Below are 17,686 nucleotides of genomic sequence, written 5' to 3' on the forward strand. Positions count from 1 at the left end.
TCTTGGACGGGTACGCGAGTCGCGCCCCACGATGAAGACATGAGTGATCTGTCAGGAAAGACCGCACTGGTAACCGGGGCCTCGCGCGGAATCGGACGTGCCATCGCCCTCCGACTCGCCGCCGACGGCGCCCGCGTGATCGTCCATTACGCACGCAACGACGACCTCGCCAAGGAGACGGTGGTGGCGATCGAGCGGGCGGGCGGGGAGGCGTACGCGGTGCGGGCCGCCTTCGAGGACGGCGTCGACGCCTTGTTCGAGGGGATCAGGGAAGAGCGCCTGGACATCGTGGTGAACAACGCGGCCATCCTGGCCGGGACCCTGGGCACGGTGACGGAGGAGCGTTTCGACCAGGTCTTCGCCGTGAACGTGCGGGCGCCGTACTTCATCATCGAACGCTCCCTGCCGCTGCTGAACGACGGCGGCCGGATCATCAACATCTCCTCGGCCGTCGTCCGTATCGCCCTCCCCGACCTCGTCTACTCCATGACCAAGGGCGCACTCGACACCCTCGGCTTCAGCCTGGCTCCCATCCTCGGCGCCAGGAACATCACCGTGAACACCGTCTCCCCGGGCGTCACGGAGACCGACATGAACGCCTGGCTCCGCGACGACCACGACGGCGTGGGCGAGCGGCAGGTCACCGACGTCACCGCGCTGGGTCGCATCGGCCGCCCCGAGGACATCGCCGACGCCGTGGCCCTGCTCGCCGGGGAGGACTCCCGCTGGATCACCGGCCACGTCCTGGACGTCACCGGCGGCTACTTCCTCGGCCCTCAAGGCGGTGTGGTCCCCGTCTGATCAACGGGTGGCGCCGCTCGGGTCCCGAAGCCAGGCCTCCAGCGCCGCGCGTGCCGAACCGGCCTCCGAGGGGAACCGCAGCGCCCTGACCAGCATCCACAGCGTGCCCTGCAGCCCGCGTGCCGCAAGGAAGGCCCGCAACCCCGGATCGTCGGGGTCGGCGCCGTAGGCCCGCACGGCCGCCCGCCCGTCGAGCCTGGTCGTGCGGAGCAGGCACGCCAGATCCCACCCGACGGGCGCGGCCATGGTCTCCTCGAAGTCGTTCCACAGCAGCCCGGAGGAGGTGGCGAGCAAGTTACCCGGGTGCGCGTCGCCGTGCACGACCTGCGCGGGCGCCTCCACCGCCTGCGCCGCCGCCCCCTCCACCAGACCTGCCAGCCCGGCGCAGGCGTCGCGCAGCAGCTCCAGCACGCCGGCCTCGACCTGACCGTCGAGCAGGCGCAGCAGCCGCCCGGGCTCGTCGAGCACCGGCCAGAGGTACGGCAGCCGGCCGGGAAGCCCTCGCAGGGCCTGATGCAACTCCGCGAGCCCTCGCCCAGCCTGCTCTGGCGTGACCGTGTAGCCCGGATCGTGCTCGACATGGGTCCAGAAGGACATCGCGACCCCGTCCCGCACATGCGGCCCCGCCGGCAGCAGGTCGGTCGGCGGCACCACCGGCGCACCCACCCCGCACAGGTAGGAGACGACCTCCAGCTCGCGCCGCAGCACGTCCGCGGGCCGCGGCCGGCCGAGTGCCGTGACCGTCGGCACCCGCGCCACGATCGGCGCGGGTCGCATATGGATCCGCAGGTTGAAGGAGTCCGTGAGCACCACGGGCTCCCGCACCCGTACACCGTGCCCGGCGGCCACGGCGACGGCGGCGGCCACGGCCGAGCTGCGGGAGATCACGCCCGGCAGGCCGTTCGGAGACCGTAGAACCACGACAGGTACTGGCTGTGGATGCCGCGGCCCGAGATCCGCACGAAGGAGTCGTCAGAGTTCTCCATGTACGTGAAGTTAGCGCTTCCCGTGTAGACCCGGGGTGTGATGTCGTCGTCGTAGAAGCCGTCGATCATCATGACCTTGTTGTGCGTCACCACGTCCCGCGTCCCCACGCGGAACCGGCACGGGGTGACCTGGATGGTCCTGCCGTTGACGGCCTTCGCGAGCGTCTGCCGGATCGTGTCGTCGACGTTCTTGGACGTGGCGCCGGCGGCGTTCTCGTAGTAGACGATGTCGATCCAGCAGTTTTCGCCGCGCAGCCGGACCAGCTCGTTCGCGATCGCCACGCGGTTCTTGTTGAACGCGGTCAGCGCCATGCGGATGTCGGTCTGCCGGGTGACGCCGTCGGTGTCGCGGTAGCTGCACTCGATCAGCTTCAGGATGGAGACGATGGGATCCGGATCCGTGACCGGCCTGGGCATGAACGTGGCCCGGTTGGCGGTCCCCGTGGGCGTGGTCCAGTAGTAGCCGGGGTTCACCGCCTTGCGCCGGCCGGACTGCAGATCCGCGAAGTACGTGCGGTAGGCGTTGTAGACGGTCGCGTCCGTGAACGTGTACGCGTCGTTGAAGGAGTTGTACAGGTACCAGTCGGACAGGTTCGAGGAGGTCTGGAAGACCACGTTGGCGTGGGACGTGCCGTTGACCACGACGCTGGAGAACAACGCGAACTTGCTGTGCATGTAGTTCCTGGCGATGCAGCCGCGGTCGATGGCGGACTCGTCAGGATATTCGCAGCGGATCACCCACGACCCGGCCGACTCCGAGCCGCCGAGCGCGGCACGTAGCGTGGTGGTCACCGCGTCGTTGACGCCGTTCTCCAGGCTGTCGAGGATCACTTTCACCTGAACGCCCCTCCCGTGCGCGGAGATCAGGGCGTCGGCCACTTCACTGGAGCGGTGCCCCGGGGCGAACTCGTGCATGACGAAGCGGATCTCCCCGCCGGCCGGCACCGCCTTGATCAGCCTGATCAGCTGGTCCATGACGGCCGACTGCCGCGCGCTCGGGACACCGGCCACGCCCGAGTCGGCGGTCGGGTCGTTGAACACCGGCGCGTTGAGCACGGGCGGCCCCGTGACGTCGGCCGACGCCGGCCGCGTGCCGATCAGCAGGCCCGTGAGCAGGCATAACGCGAGAACGATCCGGCGCATGTGGGGGTGTCCCTTCGGGCAGGCAACGCTCACCGACAAGATCGCGTCAACAGCCGGATTTGTCAATGAGTCAAGCCGACTCGCGGATCACCAGCTCCGTCGGCAGGATCACGGGGTCCGCGGGACCGTCCTCGAACAGGCCGAGCAGCAGCCGGACCATGGCCGCCGCCTGCTCGATCACCGGGTGCCTGAGCGTCGTCAGCGGCGGCTCGGTGTATTTCGCCGCCTCGATGTCGTCGAAGCCCACCACGGCCACGTCGTCGGGCACCCGGCGGCCCGCCTGGCGCAACGACTGCAGGGCGCCGACCGCCATCAGGTCGTTGGCCACGAAGACGGCGTCCAGCGACGGGTCGTCGCCGAGCAACTGGCGCATCGCGACCGCGCCCGACTCGCGAGTGAAGTCGCCGACCGCCACGATCGAGCGGAGGTCGGAGTCGCGCAGCACGTTGCGGTAGCCGGCCAGCCGATCCTGGCCGGCGATCATGTCCTGGGGCCCCGCGATCGTCGCGATCCTCCGCCGTCCCTGCTCCACCAGGTGCCTGACGCCGGCCTCGGCGCCGCCCAGGTTGTCGTTGTCGACGTAGGGGATGTTCACGGGGACGGCGGGCCGCCCGTAGGAGACGACGGGGACGCGCAGCCGCGACAGCGCCGACGGCAGCGGGTCGGCGCCGTGCATGGAGATCAGCATGACCCCGTCCACGTGCCCGCCCGCGATGTAGCGCTCCACCCGGGCATGGCTCCTGGCGTTGGAGGCCAGCATCAGCACGACCTGCTTGTTGGCCTCCTCCAGCTCCACCGACGCCGACCTGATCGCCATGGAGAACCACGGGTCGTCGGAGAAGACCCTGGTGCCGGGCTCGCTGATGACCAGCGCGATGGAGTCGGTGCGCTGGGTGACCAGGCTGCGCGCGGCCGAGTTGGGCACGTAGCCCAGCTCGTCGATCGCGCGCAGGACCGCGTCGCGGATGTCCGGCGCCACCGTCGTCTGCCCGTTGACCACGCGGGAGGCGGTGGCACGCGAGACCCCCGCCCGGGCGGCGACCGCCTCCAGGGTCGGGCGTCTCATGAGGGGATTCACATGAAAAATCTACAGGCCGTTCCTGCCTATGACGTCGCGGTACCACAGAGCGCTGTCCTTGAGCACCCTGGTCTGCGTCGCGTAGTCCACGTGCACGATGCCGAACCGCCGCCGGTACCCCTCGGCCCACTCGAAGTTGTCCAGCAGCGACCAGACCAGATAGCCGCGTAGATGCGCGCCCGCCTCGATGGCCCGCCACACCTCGCGCAGGTGCCCGTCCAGGTACGCCAGCCGGTCCGCGTCGTGCACCCGCCCGTCCTCCACGACGTCGTCGAAGGCCGCGCCGTTCTCCGTGACCATGAGGCCGACCTGGGGATAGTCCCGGGAAAGCCGGACCAGCAGCCGGGACAGGCCGTCGGGGACGATCGGCCAGCCCATGGCGGTCGTCGGCGCGTCCGCGGCGGCGAAGCGCACGTCCTCAGAGCCGGGCCAGGCCGCGTCGGCGGGCAGGCCGGGCCCGGACTCGACGACGCACGGGTTGTAGTAGTTGATGCCGATCAGGTCGATCGGCGCGTTGATGAGCGCCAGGTCGCCGTCCAGGATGTGGCCGGTGCCGCCGTTGCGCGCCGCTGCCTCCAGGACCTCAGGCGGGTACGTGCCGTGCACGGCCGGGTCCAGGAACTGCCTGGTCAGCAGTGCGTGGATGCGGTGGACCGCGTCCGCGTCCGCCTCGCTCGGCACCGCGGAAGGGTCGTTGACCTGGGCGGGCGTCAGCACCGGCGCGGAATTGACCACCAGCATGACGCTGCCGGGGCGCAGCCGGCGCGCGGCGAGCCCGTGGCCGAGCAGCAGGTGGTGCGCCGAGCGCAGGGCGTCGGCCGGGTCGCGGCGGCCTGGCGCGTGCACGCCGTTGCCGTAGCCGAGGTACGCCGCGACCCACGGCTCGTTCAGCGTGGCCCAGTCGCGGACGCGGTCGCCGAGCCGGTCGTGCACGGCCGAGGCATAGTCGGCGAACCGATAGGCCGTATCCCGATTTGTCCAACCACCGCGGTCTTCGAGGGCTTGAGGAAGATCCCAGTGATAAAGCGTGACATAGGGCGTAATCTCTGCGGCAAGCAGCTCATCGACCAGCTTGTCGTAGAACGCCAGCCCGCGCGGGTTGATCGATCCCGCGCCGTCGGGCTGGATGCGCGGCCACGCGATCGAGAACCGGTAGGCCGCCAGTCGCAGCTCGCGCATCAGCCCGATGTCGTCTTTGTAGCGGTGGTAGTGGTCGCACGCCACGTCACCCGTGTCGCCGTCGGCCACGTTCCCGGGGGTGTGGGAGAAGGTGTCCCAGATCGACTGGCCCCGCCCGTCCTCCTTGACCGCCCCCTCGATCTGATAGGAGGCCGTCGCGGCTCCCCAGACGAAGTCCTCGGGAAAGATCATCCCTTTACCGCTCCTTGCATGATTCCGCCGATGATGTGCTTGCCGAACAGGGCGAAGACGGCCACGAGCGGGAGGGTCCCGATCGCGGTGCCGGCCAGCCCCAGCACGTAGTCGTTGACGTACCCGCTGGCCAGTGTCGACAAGGCCACTTGGACCGTGGGGTTGTCCGGGTTCAGCACGACCAGCGGCCAGAAGTAGTCGTTCCAGGCCGACATGAACGTCAGCATGCCGAGCACCGCCGCGGCCGGCCGTGCGGCGGGCAACACGACGTGCCAGAAGAGTCCCCACGTCGAGCATCCGTCCACCCGCCCGGCCTCCAACAGCTCGGTGGGCAGCGCGCGCGACAGATACTGCGTCATGAAGAACACGCCGAACGCGTTGACCAGCGCGGGCACGATCAACGCGTAGTTGGTGCCGGTCCACTCCAGCTTCACCATGAGCATGTACAGCGGGATGATGCCGAGCTGCGCCGGGACCATCATGGTGGCGACCGTGATCACCAGCATGATGTTCCTGCCCCTGAACGTCAGCTTGGCGAAGGCGAACCCCGCCAGCGTCGAGAAGAACATCACGGCGATCGAGATCGACCCCGCCACGATGACGGAGTTGACCAGCGCGAGGCCGAACGGGACGGTGTCGAAGACACGGGAGACGTTGGCGAAGAAGTTCCCGCCGGGGATCAGCGGCGGCGGCACCTGAGCCAGCGCCGAGTTGTGCCTGGAGGCCACCACGACGCTGTAGTACAGCGGGAAGGCCGAGAAGAACGCCACGGCGGTCAGGGTCAGATAACGCAACCTCATACCAGCCCGCCCTTCACCCGGCGGGTGATCAGGAAGTTGATCCCGGCGACGACCACCACGGCCAGGAACATCAGCCACGAGGCGGCCGAGGCGTAGCCGAAGTCGAACGTCGAGTTCGCGAAGCCCTGCTCGTAGACGAACAACGCGAGTGTCTGGAACTGCCGGTCGGGGCCGCCGGTGGCGATGCCGCCCCCGCCGCCGCTGCTCTGCCCGAACAACATGGGCTCGGCGATGATCTGCATGGCGCCGATCGTGGAGACGATGACGACGAAGACGATCGTCGGCCGGATCATCGGGATCGTGATGCTGCGCAGCTGCTTGAAGGTGCTCGCGCCGTCCAGCGTGGCGGCCTCGTACAGTTCGCGCGGGACGGCCTGCATGGCGGCCAGGAAGATGAGCGCGTTGTAGCCGGTCCAGCGCCACATGATCATCACGGACAGGGCGAGGTGTGAGGTCGCGGTGCCCGCCGCCCAGTCGATGTTCCCGACGCCGAACCACGACAGCACCCAGTTGATCATTCCGAAGTCGCGGCCGAACAGTTGGCTGAAGATCACCACGACTGCCACGACGCTCGTGACGTTCGGCAGCAGCAACGACACGCGGAACAACGTCTGGAAGCGCAGCCGCCGGTTGAGCAGGTGCGCCAGCCAGATGGCCAGCGCCAGCTGCGGCACGGTCGACAGCACGCCGATGGACAGCGTGTTGAAGGTGGCGTTCCAGAAGTACGCGTCGGCCAGCAGCGCCGAGAAGTTGCCCAGCCCGACGAACTCCTGCGTCTCCGACAGCAGCGTCCACTCGTGCAGGCTCACCCAGGCCGTGTAGACCAGCGGGAACAGCCCGAAGGCGCAGAACAGCAGGAAGAACGGCGCCACGTAGGCGTACGGCGACACCCTCACGTCGAGGGTGTGCCGCACGCTGCGCCTACGCCGTCGCGTGAGAGCGAGGGGAAGGGTGCTCATTTGATCTTCTTGACGTCCTCGAGCACCTGCGCCCACGCCTCGTCCGGGGTCTGCTTGCCCTGCTCGACGCGGCCGAGCCCGTTGCCGATGGCCACGCGGACGTCGCCTTCCTTGGGGCCGAGGTGCTGCGGCTTGAGCGCCTTGGCGGCCTCGGAGTAGATCTTGCCGATGGGGGCGTCGCCGAAGAACGGCTTGGTGAAGTTCTGGATCGACGGGTCGTCGTACAGGGCCGGGATGGACGGGAACGTTCCTTCCTCCTTGAAGACCTTGGCCTGATTCTCCTTGGAGGTCAGGAAGTTGATCAGCTCGGCCGCCTCCTTCGGGTGCTTGCTCTGCTTGGGCACCATCAGGTGCGAGCCGCCGCTGTTGCCCGAGCCGCCGGGCACGGTTGCGATGTCCCACTTGCCGGAGGCGTCCTTGGCCTGCTCTTGGATGAAGCCGGTCATCCAGGCCGGGCAGATGATCGTGGCGAACGAGCCCTTGGCGAAGCCGGTGTTCCACGGCGGTGAGAAGGCCGCGAGCTTGGCGGTCAGGCCCTCCTGGGTGAGCTGGTTGGACAGGTCCCAGGCCTTCTTCACGTCAGGGTTGGAGGCCACGATGATGTTGTCCTGGGCGTCGTACAGGCCGATCGGCGCCTGGTTGACCATGGCGCGGAAGATCTCACCGGGGGAGTCCACGAACTTCGCGCCGGCCATGTCGGCCGCCGCGAACTTCTTGCCGGTCGCGATGTACTGCTCCCACGTCGGCCAGAGCGCCGCCACCTCGGTCCGGTCCGTCGGCAGCCCGGCCTTGTCGAACAGGTCCTTGCGGTAGCACATGGCCAGTCCGCCGACGTCGGTGCCGAGTCCGAGCACCTGCGTGCCGTCCTTGCTCAGGCCCTGCTGCCACTTCCAGTCCAGGTAGTCGGCCTTGCGCTGGTCGAGCCCGTACTGCTGGAGATCGACGAACTTGCCGGGCTGCGCCGTGAACGTGCTGATGTAGCCGACCTCGACCGCCTGGACGTCCCCCGCGCCCGCGTTCGTGGCCAGCCGCTTGACCAGGTTGGTGTGGTGATCGTTGAACTGGGTGACGTTCTCGACGATCTCGATGTTGGGGTGGGTCTTCTTGTACTCCTCATAGAGCGGCTTGAAGCCGAAGTCGCCGAAGAGGCCGACGGTCAGCTTGATCTTCTCTCCCGGCTTGGAGCTCGTCTGGGTGGCGGTGTTCCCTCCGCCGCCGCACGCGGCCGTGAGCAGGGCGGCGGCGAGCAGGGGCACGGCGAGCCGGATCCGAGGGGTCATGGAACCCTCCTGTGCAGGAGTCTGAGGTTTCTAGGTGAGAGAGCGCTCTCTCAAGAGATTCCCGGGACAGATGGGCCCCTGTCAAGGGACCTAGATAACGATCGGCGTTACGTGAGAGAGCGCGTTCACGCCTAGGTTCCGGGCATACGCCGAGGAATGCGCGGCGTGGTTCAGCCGCTGAGGGCGCGGCCCGCCATGCGGGCGTACATGCGGCCGGGGCTCGGCGCCTTGGTCAGGAAGCCGGGCAGCATGGGCAGCTCGACGGCGAACGGGTCGAGCCGCTGGTACAGCTCGTTCGCGTCCGCGGGCCGGTCGTCCGGCTGCTTCTCCAGCAGTTGCGCCAGCAGCGTGCTCAGCTCGGCGGGGATGCCGGGAACGGCCGGCGGGCGCTCCTTGACCTGCTTCTCGAAGACCACGTAGTCGGTGGGGCCGGTGAACAACTGGTGGCCCGTCAGCATCTCGTGCAGGACGCAGCCGAGCGAGTACAGGTCGCTGCGCGGCTCGGCGACGCCGTGCTGGATCTGCTCGGGCGCCATGTACGCGGGCGTCCCGAGGATCTGCCCGATCCTGGTGAACGTGGTGACGTCCGCGTCCCGCAGCATGGCCAGGCCGAAGTCCAGCACCTTCACGCTGCCGTCCGGGCAGAGCATGAGGTTCGTCGGCTTGAGGTCGCGATGGCAGATCGCCAGGGCGTGCGCCGCCGACAGCACCGCGCACGCCTGGGCCGCGATGGCGGCCGCCCACGGCACGGGCAGCGGGCCGTGCTCGCTGACCACGTCGGCCACCGTCACACCCTCGATGAACTGCATCACCTGGTAGAGCCGCTGCTCGTGGGTGCCGAAGTCGTAAAGCACGGGCGCGCCGGGATGCTCCAGCCTGGCCAGGATGCGGGCCTCACGGATGAACCGGCTCTCCAGCTCGTGATCAGGGCCGCCGGGGAGCCTGAGCAGCTTCACCGCCACCCGGCGGTCCAGGTGGCGGTCATGGCCGGCGTAGACGGCGCCCATGCCGCCTTGACCTAGAGGGAGGTCGTCGAGCTCATATCGGTCGCCGATGACCATTCGCCCCTCCCCGCAGCCTTTCGGGAAAAACTACACCGTCAGGACTGCGGGTGCAGGTGGCCGTCGGCCAGGCCGTCGAGACCCAGTCTGATCAGCGTCTGCCCCAGCGTCGAGGTCTCGCGGATGGCGTCTTCGAGCACGGCGAGCTGGCGGAAGGCCTCGCCGTACGCCTTCTGCTCCTTGAGCGACAGCCGCGGCAGGCGAGTGCGGCGCACGTCGAACCTGCTGGAGCCGGTCGTGGCCCGGCCGCCGGCAGCCCGCAGGTAGCCGGCCAGGAAGTCCGGATCCAGCCGGCGGGAGTCCACCCGGTAGAGCGTCAGGTGCGCGCCCAGCACCGCGCCGCCGTCGGCCATCACGCGCACGCTGGAGTAGGAGGCCACCACGTCGCCGGGGCGGATAATGATCAGGCCCTGCTGCGTGGTCGTGGAGCCGGACGGCGGCGTGCCGTTGAGCACGTCGTCCGCCGTCAGGACCGGGACGTCGCCGCCGTCGGCGGTCATCTTGGGCGGGGCCTGCGACGTGGTTACCAGGCCCTCCTTGATCAGGTCGCCCAGCGTCGTGGCGGGCTGGTCGAGTGGCTGCTCCAGGACTTTCAGGTCGGGTGGCACGGCGGCGGCCGCGAGGAAGCGGTCACGTGCCTCGGCGAAGGCCCGGCCGACGTCGTCGCGGCGCTGGTGCCGGGCCGGGGTCATGTCGACCTCGTCGGCCAGCAGGTCGATGATGCGCACGGTCTGGTCGGAACGGTCCTCCAGGTAAGCCTGCCAGGCCGGCTCCACGCTCCCGAGGTCGGCGGTGGCGTCGAGGATGAGCACTTCGGACGGCGGCCGCTCGCCCGCGGCCGGACGGCGCAGCAGCCACAGGTCCGAGCCCGGCAGCGCCACGACGGCACGCAACGCGCCGGCACGCAGCAGGTTGGCGCGGATGCGGCGGCCCGCCTTGCGGCTCGCGGCGGCAGGGGGCATCAGGATGGCGACCAGGCCGCCGGGCTTGACGTGCGTGAGGCAGTGTTGCACCCAGGCCAGCTCGGGCTCGCCGCGTGGCGGCAGGCCGTACTCCCAGCGCGGGTCGCCGGTCAGCTCCTCGTAGCCCCAGGCCCGCTCATTGAACGGCGGGTCGCACACCACCGCGTCGGCCCGCTCACCGGCGAAGCCGTCGTGTCGCATCGCGTCGCCGGCCACGATCTCGGCGTCGATGCCGCGCAGCCTGAGCCTGGAGGCGGCGATGGCGGCCGAGGTCTCGCTGAGCTCCTGTCCCAGCACGCGCGCCGGGCCGGCGGGGGTCAGCAGCAGCGTGCCGACCCCGCAGGCGGGGTCGAGGACCGTCGAGCCCTCCGCGCGCACGAGCCGGACCATCAGCTCGGCCACGTCTTCGCGGGTGACCGAGAGCTGCCGGGAGTGGGACTCGAGGTAACGCTCGCACAGGAACTCGTACGCGGTCAGCGGGTCGTGCCGGTCGGCCAGCTCCATCACGAGCTCGGCCGACTCGGGATCCAGGCCCCCCTTGACGCCGGCCGGCCGCGGCCCGGCGCCGGCCTGCGCCGGATCACGACCGGACTCCTCAGGGGAGCCCCCGCCGTCGCCCAGGGCTCCTTGATGACCGGTCAGCAGGGCTCCTGCCTGGGCCACCAACTCGCCCAGCCGCAAATCTCCGGCGGCTTTCAGGCGTTGCCACACCCGATCTCCCAGGGAGACCTGGTAGGACTTCCCATAGCGGCGCAGCCAGGACTCCACCTGGCGCAGTGAGAACAGCGGCTGGTTGGCGGTTCCGCCAACGGGCTGGGGAAAGTCGTCGTGGCGGCGGCGCCAGTTGCTCACCGCGGCCCGCCCGACACCGGCGAGCCGGGCGATGTCCCCGGCGTTGACGGTCGGGTCGTGGCTCATGGAGCCCACAGTAGTTCACAAGAGTCTTCAGCGCATCTGCTTGTGAAGTCTTTCAACCAATGATTTACTGCAAGGTATGAAGCACAACATCCGCTATGCCGCCGGATCAGACGTGGGCCGCCGCAGGGAGCAGAACGAGGATTCCGGCTATGCGAGCGGCCGGTTGCTCGTGGTGGCCGATGGGATGGGCGGACACGCGGCCGGCGAGCTGGCGAGCTCGGCCGCCATCTCCGTCATGCGCGAGCTGGATGCCACGCTTCCCGAGACCGGCGCCGACCTGGAGGTGGCGCTGGAGGGGGCCGTGCAGGAGGCTGGGCGCCGGTTGGTCGAGCTGGCCGACATCGACCCCGCGCGCCGGGGGATGGGGACCACGGTGACCGCCATGTTGTGGGACGGCTACCGGTTCGCCCTGGCTCATCTTGGTGACTCCCGCGGATACCTGTTGCGTGATGGTGCTCTCTATCAGATGACCAAGGATCACACACTGGTGCAGTCGATGGTGGACGAAGGGCGGATCACGGAGGATCAAGCCGCCGTGCATCCCCGGCGTTCGATGGTGTTGCGGGTGCTGGGCAGCGAGGGCAGGGCCGAGCCCGACATGGCGCTGCGCGAGGCCGAGCCTGATGATCGCTACCTCCTCTGCTCCGACGGGCTGACGACGGTCCTCGGGCCCGAGGTCCTGCACGAGGTGCTGACCACGGTGGCAGACCCGGCGGCGGCCGTCCAGCGGCTCATCGATCTGGCCAACGAAGGCGGGTCGCCCGACAACGTCACCGTGATCGTGGCCGACGTGGTCGCGCCGGGCGCGGGGGACGTGTCCGTCTATCGCGTTGGTGCCGGCTCCTAACGTGAGTCATCGATAGTCCCAGGTGTCTCACCAGTCACTTAGCCGATATTTCAACTCATTTCAAGACACTTTCCCGGTCAGCTGCGCAATTTCTTGACGGCGCTATTACAGTCCATCGTGATTTGCCGGTTTTCTGGGAGGAGTCACCCTGGACCCGATCGCTGACGAGCTGCTGGAAACGGTACAGCAGGAACTCGGCTATAAGGAGAAAGGCGGCCAGTTCACCAAGTTCGGCCAGTGGTACGCGGATCGCGTCCAAGACACCCAGTACCGCAATGCGCCATGGTGTGACATGTTCCTGGCCTGGGCGGCCGACAAGGCGGGCCTGACCCAATATGTCGGCGAGTTCGCCTGGACGCCGTCGCACGCCGCCTGGTTCATCAAGCAGGGCGCCTGGACGCAGCAGCCCGAGCCCGGCGCCCTTGTCTTCTTCGACTGGCGCGGCGGCAAGAGCTACAAGGGCATCGACCACGTCGGGGTCGTGGAGCGCGTCGAGGGCAAGAAGATCCACACGATCGAGGCCAACGTCGACCGCGTCTGGCTCAAGCGCAAGACCCGGGAGGCCGACAAGGTGGTCGGGTACGGCGTGCCACGGCTGGTCAAGGCCGCTGCCGCCGAGAGGCCTGACGAGATCCGCGCCACGGAGCGGCCCTTCATCTCGACGCCGCGGGCCGAACCCGCGCCGGGTTCGCCACTGGACGTGTTAGGCACGCCGCCCGCGCTGCTGGCCGCCATGGTGCTCATGACCATCGTGCTCTCCTTACGCGTCACCGGCCGCCGCCGCGGTACGCACCGCCGCCTCACCTGGCTCCGGCCATGGAACGCGCCAACCGGCCGGCGCACGGAGAAGCCGGCGACCCGCCCCTCGTCCCACGGCATGCTCTCTCTGCCGGATGAGGACAAGCCTCGCGAGAAGGCGTCGGTGGGAGCGTCGAAGGCGCTGGCGGGCGCCGCCAAGACACGCGCCGCCACGCAGTCCACCCAACCTGGCCGATCCTCCAAGGCCCGCCTCACGGCCGGCTCGGGGCATGCGGCCACCCGGCACTCCACCCCCACCCGGCGCAAGCCCTACGACCCCACCTGAGCCACCCGGCTGGGGTCTTACACGGGGAGGCGATGGGAGTGTCGCCGGGCTACGAGGCGAGATCGATGACGACCTTGACGTCGTCTCCTCCGGGCTCGAAGGCGTCCAGGGCGTGCTCCAGCGGCACCCGCCGCGTGATGAGCCGCTCCAACCAGCCAGGATCCGCCTTGGCCAGCGCCGCGGCCGCATCCCTGTAGTGCCGCTGGTTGGCGTTGACGGTGCCGAAGACCACGTCGTTCTCCAGCACGATGTCCCGGTTGATGACACCGGCGTCCACCCGGTGCGTACGGCCGCCGGGCGAGAGGCCGCACAAGCAGAGGATGCCCGCCGGCGCCGTGGTGATCATGGCGTCCATGACGAGCTGCCCCACCCCGGTGCACTCGATGATGATGTCCGGTTTGTCAGAGGCGAACGCCGCCAGCGACGACGCCGAGTGGTACGTCCCGCCCAGATCGTTCACCAGCTGCGACTTGAGCCCTTCCGGAACCCGGTCGAGCACGTGCACCTCCAGCCCCCGCTGCTGCCCTATCAGCGCGGCCAGCAGCCCGATCGGCCCCGCCCCGGTCACGAGCAGCGTGCGCGGTTCGAACCAGGCTCGAGAGCCGATCCGCTCGATCTGCTCCCACGCCTTGGCCACGATCGACGCCGGCTCCATCAGCATGCCGACACGCTCCAGCGACGGGTCCAGGCGCACCGCGTACGCGGCCTCGATGGTCCAGCGCTCGCTGGCGTACCCGTCGAGCTCCTTGATGCCGCGCTCGGTGTAGCGGCCATTGCGGCACATGTCGAATTCGCCGCGCCGGCATGCCCCGCACGGCACGGGATCGGGCCGGCGTACGACGCCGACCACCAGGTCGCCGGGGGAGAACGCGGAGCCTTCCGGCACTTCCAGCACCCGGCCGAGCGACTCGTGCCCGATGATCATTCGCTCCTCGCCCGGCGGCGGCCAGCCGTACTCGGCATCCGCCAGCTCCCGGTCGGTCCCGCAGATGCCCAGCGCGAGCCCTTGGACGAGCAACTCGCCCTTGCCGGGCTCGGGATCGGGCACGTCTCGCACGTCGAGCGTTCCCTTGTGGCCTGGCGCAAACGTCAGTGCGCGCATCCGGCGTCACCTCCTCGGCGGGTCCCCTACCCCGGACGTCCTTGGGAAATAGTAGGACGTCCTAGTATCTTCGAAGAGAGAGCCCTCACGAAGGAGTGATCAGGCGTGCACGTCCCGGTACACCCCGTCCGTTTCGTGACCGCCGCGGCCCTGTTCGACGGGCACGACGCGGCGATCAACATCATGCGGCGCATTCTCCAGTCGCAGGGCGCCGAGGTGATCCACCTCGGGCACAACCGCTCGGTCGAGGAGATCGTCACGGCCGCCATCCAGGAGGACGTCCAGGGTGTGGCGATCAGCTCCTACCAGGGCGGGCACGTCGAGTTCTTCACCTACCTGGTGGAGCTGCTGCGTGAGCGCGGCGCGGGGCACGTGAAGGTCTATGGCGGCGGCGGGGGCGTGATCGTGCCCGAGGAGATCGAGCTGCTGCACGAGCGCGGCGTCACCCGCATCTTCTCGCCCGAGGACGGCCAGCGGTACGGCCTGCCCGGCATGATCAACAAGCTGATCGAGGACTGCGACGTCGAGCTGGGCGACCCGCCCGCGGCGGAGGCGGTGGTCGCCGGCGACCAGGCGGCGCTGGCCCGGGCGATCACGCTCATCGAGAGCGGCCGGGGGATCGAGGGGCTGACGGCGGACAAGCGCGCGCCAGTGCTGGGCATCACGGGCACGGGCGGCTCGGGCAAGTCCTCGCTCACCGACGAGCTCGTCCGCAGGTTCCGCGTCGACAACGACGACAAGCTGCGCATCGCCGTCATCGCCATCGACCCCACCCGCAGGCGCGGCGGCGGGGCGCTGCTCGGCGACCGCATCCGCATGAACAGCCTGGGCCCCCAGGTCTACTTCCGCTCCCTCGCCACCAGGGGCGCCGCCAATGAGGTGCCCGCCTGCCTCGATGAGGTGATCAACGCCTGCCGGGCGGCCGGCTACGACCTGGTGATCGTCGAGACGCCGGGCATCGGCCAGGGCGACGCCGGCATCGTTCCCCACGTGGACGTGCCCATTTACGTGATGACCCCCGAGTTCGGCGCGGCCTCCCAGCTCGAGAAGATCGACATGCTGGACTTCGCCGAGGCCGTCGTGATCAACAAGTACGAGCGGCGCGGCGCGGAGGACGCCCTGCGCGACGTGCGCCGCCAGCTCGTACGCAACCGCGAGGCGTTCGGCGCCAGGCCCGAGGACATGCCCGTCTTCGGCACCATCGCCGCCCGCTACAACGACGCCGGCGTCACGGCCCTCTACCACCACCTCAAGGGTCTCCTGCTGGAGGACGCGGGCCCCGGCCTGCTGCCGCAGGTGTCCGGGCGCACCTCGCAGGTCTCGGCGGCGATCGTGCCGCCCGCCAGGTCCCGCTACCTGGCCGAGATCGCCGAGGCCGTCCGCGCCTACCACGCCGAGACCCTGGCCCAGGCGGAGGTGGCGCGCCGTCGCCAGCAGCTGGCCGCCGTCCAGCAGCTCATGAGCGACGACCGGCTCAAGGACCTGCACGCCCGGGCCGACCACGAGCTCACCGACGAGTGCCGCACCCTGATCGACACCTGGCCGGCCGTCAAGGAGCGCTACACCGCCGACGAGCTGGTCGTGAAGGTACGCGACCGCGAGATCCACACCCCGCTCTGGCGCGAGACGCTCTCGGGCAACCGCGTGCCCCGCGTGGCCCTGCCCCGCTACACCGACCACGGCGACCTGCTGCGTTTCCTGCGGAGCGAGAACCTTCCAGGAACGTTCCCGTTCACGGCCGGCGTGTTCTCGTTCAAGCGTGAGGACGAGGATCCGACCAGGATGTTCGCGGGCGAGGGCGACCCGTTCCGCACCAACCGCCGCTTCAAGCTGCTGTCGCGGGGCCAGCCGGCGACCCGGCTGTCGACGGCGTTCGACTCGGTGACGTTGTATGGCCACGACCCCGACCCCCGTCCCGACATTTACGGAAAAGTCGGCACCTCCGGGGTATCGATCGCGACCCTCGACGACATGAAGGTGCTCTACGACGGGTTCGATCTGTCGGCGCCCAACACGTCGGTGTCCATGACGATCAACGGCCCCGCGCCCACGATCCTGGCCTTCTACCTCAACACCGCCATCGACCAGGCACTCGATCGTTTCCGCGGTGAGCACGACGGCCGGGAGCCCACGCCTGAGGAGGCCGCGGAGCTCCGGGCCCGCACGCTGGCCACCGTCCGCGGCACCGTCCAGGCCGACATCCTCAAGGAGGACCAGGGCCAGAACACCTGCATCTTCTCCACCGAGTTCAGCCTGCGGATGATGGCCGACATCCAGGAGTGGTTCATCCGGAACGGCGTGCGTAACTTCTACTCGGTCTCGATCTCCGGCTACCACATCGCCGAGGCCGGCGCCAACCCGATCAGCCAGCTCGCCTTCACCCTGGCCAACGGGTTCACGTACGTGGAGGCGTATCTGGCCCGCGGCATGAACATCGACGACTTCGCGCCGAACCTGTCGTTCTTCTTCTCCAACGGCATGGACCCCGAGTACAGCGTGCTCGGGCGGGTGGCCCGCCGCATCTGGGCGGTGGCCATGCGGGAGCGCTACGGCGCCGCCGAGCGTTCGCAGAAGCTGAAGTACCACATCCAGACCTCGGGCCGGTCCCTGCACGCCCAGGAGATGAACTTCAACGACATCCGCACCACCCTGCAGGCCCTGATCGCCATCTACGACAACTGCAACAGCCTGCACACCAACGCCTTCGACGAGGCCGTCACCACCCCGACGGCCGACTCGGTCCGCCGCGCCATGGCGATCCAGCTCATCATCAACCGCGAATGGGGCCTGGCCAGGAACGAGAACCCGCTGCAGGGCTCGTTCATCATCGAGGAGCTGACGGACCTGGTGGAGGAGGCGGTGCTCACCGAGTTCGAGCGCCTGTCGGACAGGGGCGGTGTGCTGGGCGCGATGGAGACCGGCTACCAGCGCGGCAAGATCCAGGACGAGTCCATGCTGTACGAGATGCGCAAGCACGACGGCTCGCTGCCGATCATCGGCGTGAACACGTTCACGAAGGAGCTCGACGAACCGGCGCCGCACACGCTGGAGCTGGCCAGGGGCACCGAGGAGGAGAAGCGCTCGCAGCTCGACCGGCTCCAGGCCTTCCACGAGCGCAACCTCTCGGAGACCCCCGCACAGCTGGCACGGCTGCGCGAGGTGGCGATGTCGGACGGCAACGCGTTCGAGGTGCTGATGGAGGCCGCCCGCCACTGCTCGCTCGGTCAGATCACCGACGCCCTGTTCGAAGCGGGAGGCCAGTACCGCCGCAACGTCTGACGGGCTCCCGCCAGG

At 69.1% G+C, this 17,686-nt stretch carries 14 protein-coding genes; 4 read left to right on the forward strand and 10 right to left on the reverse strand.

Annotated features, from left to right (window positions below; all coding sequences use genetic code 11):
• Positions 1-39: 39 nt before the first annotated feature.
• On the forward strand, positions 40-801 hold the full coding sequence (locus tag ACTWQA_RS22765) for an SDR family NAD(P)-dependent oxidoreductase (protein WP_443161162.1): 762 nt from the start codon (positions 40-42) through the stop codon (positions 799-801).
• On the opposite strand, the gene ACTWQA_RS22770 is transcribed toward ACTWQA_RS22765, so the two are convergent.
• The 9 genes from ACTWQA_RS22770 to ACTWQA_RS22810 all read right to left on the reverse strand — a co-directional run bounded on the left by ACTWQA_RS22770 (position 802) and on the right by ACTWQA_RS22810 (position 11,359).
• The gene (locus ACTWQA_RS22770) at positions 802-1,689 is read right to left on the reverse strand and encodes a phosphotransferase (protein ID WP_443161163.1); all 888 of its coding nucleotides are present in this window, start codon (positions 1,687-1,689) and stop codon (positions 802-804) included. It abuts the gene before it with no gap.
• Positions 1,686-2,930, reverse strand: coding sequence for a phospholipase D-like domain-containing protein (locus tag ACTWQA_RS22775; RefSeq protein ID WP_443161164.1), 1,245 nt, complete (start codon positions 2,928-2,930; stop codon positions 1,686-1,688). Before ACTWQA_RS22775 ends, ACTWQA_RS22770 begins: the two co-directional genes overlap by 4 nt.
• 70 nt (positions 2,931-3,000) lie before the next feature.
• On the reverse strand, positions 3,001-3,996 hold the full coding sequence (locus tag ACTWQA_RS22780) for a LacI family DNA-binding transcriptional regulator (RefSeq protein WP_443161165.1): 996 nt from the start codon (positions 3,994-3,996) through the stop codon (positions 3,001-3,003).
• A 21-nt stretch (positions 3,997-4,017) separates the two neighbouring features.
• Positions 4,018-5,379, reverse strand: a complete 1,362-nt coding sequence (locus ACTWQA_RS22785) for a GH1 family beta-glucosidase (RefSeq protein WP_443161166.1) — start codon at positions 5,377-5,379, stop codon at positions 4,018-4,020.
• On the reverse strand, positions 5,376-6,179 hold the full coding sequence (locus ACTWQA_RS22790; protein ID WP_305918464.1) for a carbohydrate ABC transporter permease: 804 nt from the start codon (positions 6,177-6,179) through the stop codon (positions 5,376-5,378). The genes ACTWQA_RS22785 and ACTWQA_RS22790 overlap by 4 nt, the downstream gene beginning before the upstream one ends.
• Complete coding sequence (locus ACTWQA_RS22795; protein WP_327584995.1) at positions 6,176-7,138, reverse strand: carbohydrate ABC transporter permease; 963 nt, start codon at positions 7,136-7,138, stop codon at positions 6,176-6,178. The genes ACTWQA_RS22790 and ACTWQA_RS22795 overlap by 4 nt, the downstream gene beginning before the upstream one ends.
• Complete coding sequence (locus ACTWQA_RS22800) at positions 7,135-8,418, reverse strand: ABC transporter substrate-binding protein (RefSeq protein WP_443161167.1); 1,284 nt, start codon at positions 8,416-8,418, stop codon at positions 7,135-7,137. The genes ACTWQA_RS22795 and ACTWQA_RS22800 overlap by 4 nt, the downstream gene beginning before the upstream one ends.
• Positions 8,419-8,588: 170 nt before the next feature.
• Positions 8,589-9,479 (reverse strand): serine/threonine-protein kinase, encoded by an 891-nt coding sequence (locus ACTWQA_RS22805; protein WP_305918461.1) that lies wholly within the window; start codon positions 9,477-9,479, stop codon positions 8,589-8,591.
• Positions 9,480-9,517: 38 nt separating this feature from the next.
• Positions 9,518-11,359 carry an N-6 DNA methylase gene (locus tag ACTWQA_RS22810; protein ID WP_443161168.1) on the reverse strand — a complete coding sequence of 614 codons (1,842 nt, stop codon included), beginning with the start codon at positions 11,357-11,359 and terminating at the stop codon, positions 9,518-9,520.
• Between the two features lie 76 nt (positions 11,360-11,435).
• On the opposite strand from ACTWQA_RS22810, the gene ACTWQA_RS22815 reads away from it, so the two are divergent.
• Complete coding sequence (locus ACTWQA_RS22815) at positions 11,436-12,206, forward strand: PP2C family protein-serine/threonine phosphatase (RefSeq protein ID WP_305918459.1); 771 nt, start codon at positions 11,436-11,438, stop codon at positions 12,204-12,206.
• 172 nt (positions 12,207-12,378) lie between these two features.
• Positions 12,379-13,290 (forward strand): CHAP domain-containing protein, encoded by a 912-nt coding sequence (locus ACTWQA_RS22820; protein WP_443161310.1) that lies wholly within the window; start codon positions 12,379-12,381, stop codon positions 13,288-13,290.
• Between the two features lie 49 nt (positions 13,291-13,339).
• Here ACTWQA_RS22820 and ACTWQA_RS22825 read toward each other — a convergent pair whose 3' ends face one another.
• On the reverse strand, positions 13,340-14,392 hold the full coding sequence (locus ACTWQA_RS22825) for a glucose 1-dehydrogenase (RefSeq protein WP_443161169.1): 1,053 nt from the start codon (positions 14,390-14,392) through the stop codon (positions 13,340-13,342).
• Between the two features lie 105 nt (positions 14,393-14,497).
• Here ACTWQA_RS22825 and icmF point away from each other — a divergent pair, with 105 nt between their 5' ends.
• Positions 14,498-17,671 carry a fused isobutyryl-CoA mutase/GTPase IcmF gene (icmF, locus tag ACTWQA_RS22830; RefSeq protein WP_443161170.1) on the forward strand — a complete coding sequence of 1,058 codons (3,174 nt, stop codon included), beginning with the start codon at positions 14,498-14,500 and terminating at the stop codon, positions 17,669-17,671.
• Positions 17,672-17,686: the final 15 nt, after the last annotated feature.

The sequence above is a fragment of the Nonomuraea sp. 10N515B genome, assembly GCF_052245915.1.
Classification (GTDB): Bacteria; Actinomycetota; Actinomycetes; order Streptosporangiales; family Streptosporangiaceae; genus Nonomuraea.

Coding starts and splice junctions, on each gene's coding strand:
- ACTWQA_RS22765 (WP_443161162.1), top strand. CDS start 40: ATGAGTGATCTGTCAGGAAAGACCGCACTGGTAACCGGGGCCTCGCGC.
- ACTWQA_RS22775 (WP_443161164.1), bottom strand. CDS start 2,930: ATGCGCCGGATCGTTCTCGCGTTATGCCTGCTCACGGGCCTGCTGATC.
- ACTWQA_RS22780 (WP_443161165.1), bottom strand. CDS start 3,996: ATGAGACGCCCGACCCTGGAGGCGGTCGCCGCCCGGGCGGGGGTCTCG.
- ACTWQA_RS22785 (WP_443161166.1), bottom strand. CDS start 5,379: ATGATCTTTCCCGAGGACTTCGTCTGGGGAGCCGCGACGGCCTCCTAT.
- ACTWQA_RS22790 (WP_305918464.1), bottom strand. CDS start 6,179: ATGAGGTTGCGTTATCTGACCCTGACCGCCGTGGCGTTCTTCTCGGCC.
- ACTWQA_RS22795 (WP_327584995.1), bottom strand. CDS start 7,138: ATGAGCACCCTTCCCCTCGCTCTCACGCGACGGCGTAGGCGCAGCGTG.
- ACTWQA_RS22800 (WP_443161167.1), bottom strand. CDS start 8,418: ATGACCCCTCGGATCCGGCTCGCCGTGCCCCTGCTCGCCGCCGCCCTG.
- ACTWQA_RS22805 (WP_305918461.1), bottom strand. CDS start 9,479: ATGGTCATCGGCGACCGATATGAGCTCGACGACCTCCCTCTAGGTCAA.
- ACTWQA_RS22810 (WP_443161168.1), bottom strand. CDS start 11,359: ATGAGCCACGACCCGACCGTCAACGCCGGGGACATCGCCCGGCTCGCC.
- ACTWQA_RS22815 (WP_305918459.1), top strand. CDS start 11,436: ATGAAGCACAACATCCGCTATGCCGCCGGATCAGACGTGGGCCGCCGC.
- ACTWQA_RS22825 (WP_443161169.1), bottom strand. CDS start 14,392: ATGCGCGCACTGACGTTTGCGCCAGGCCACAAGGGAACGCTCGACGTG.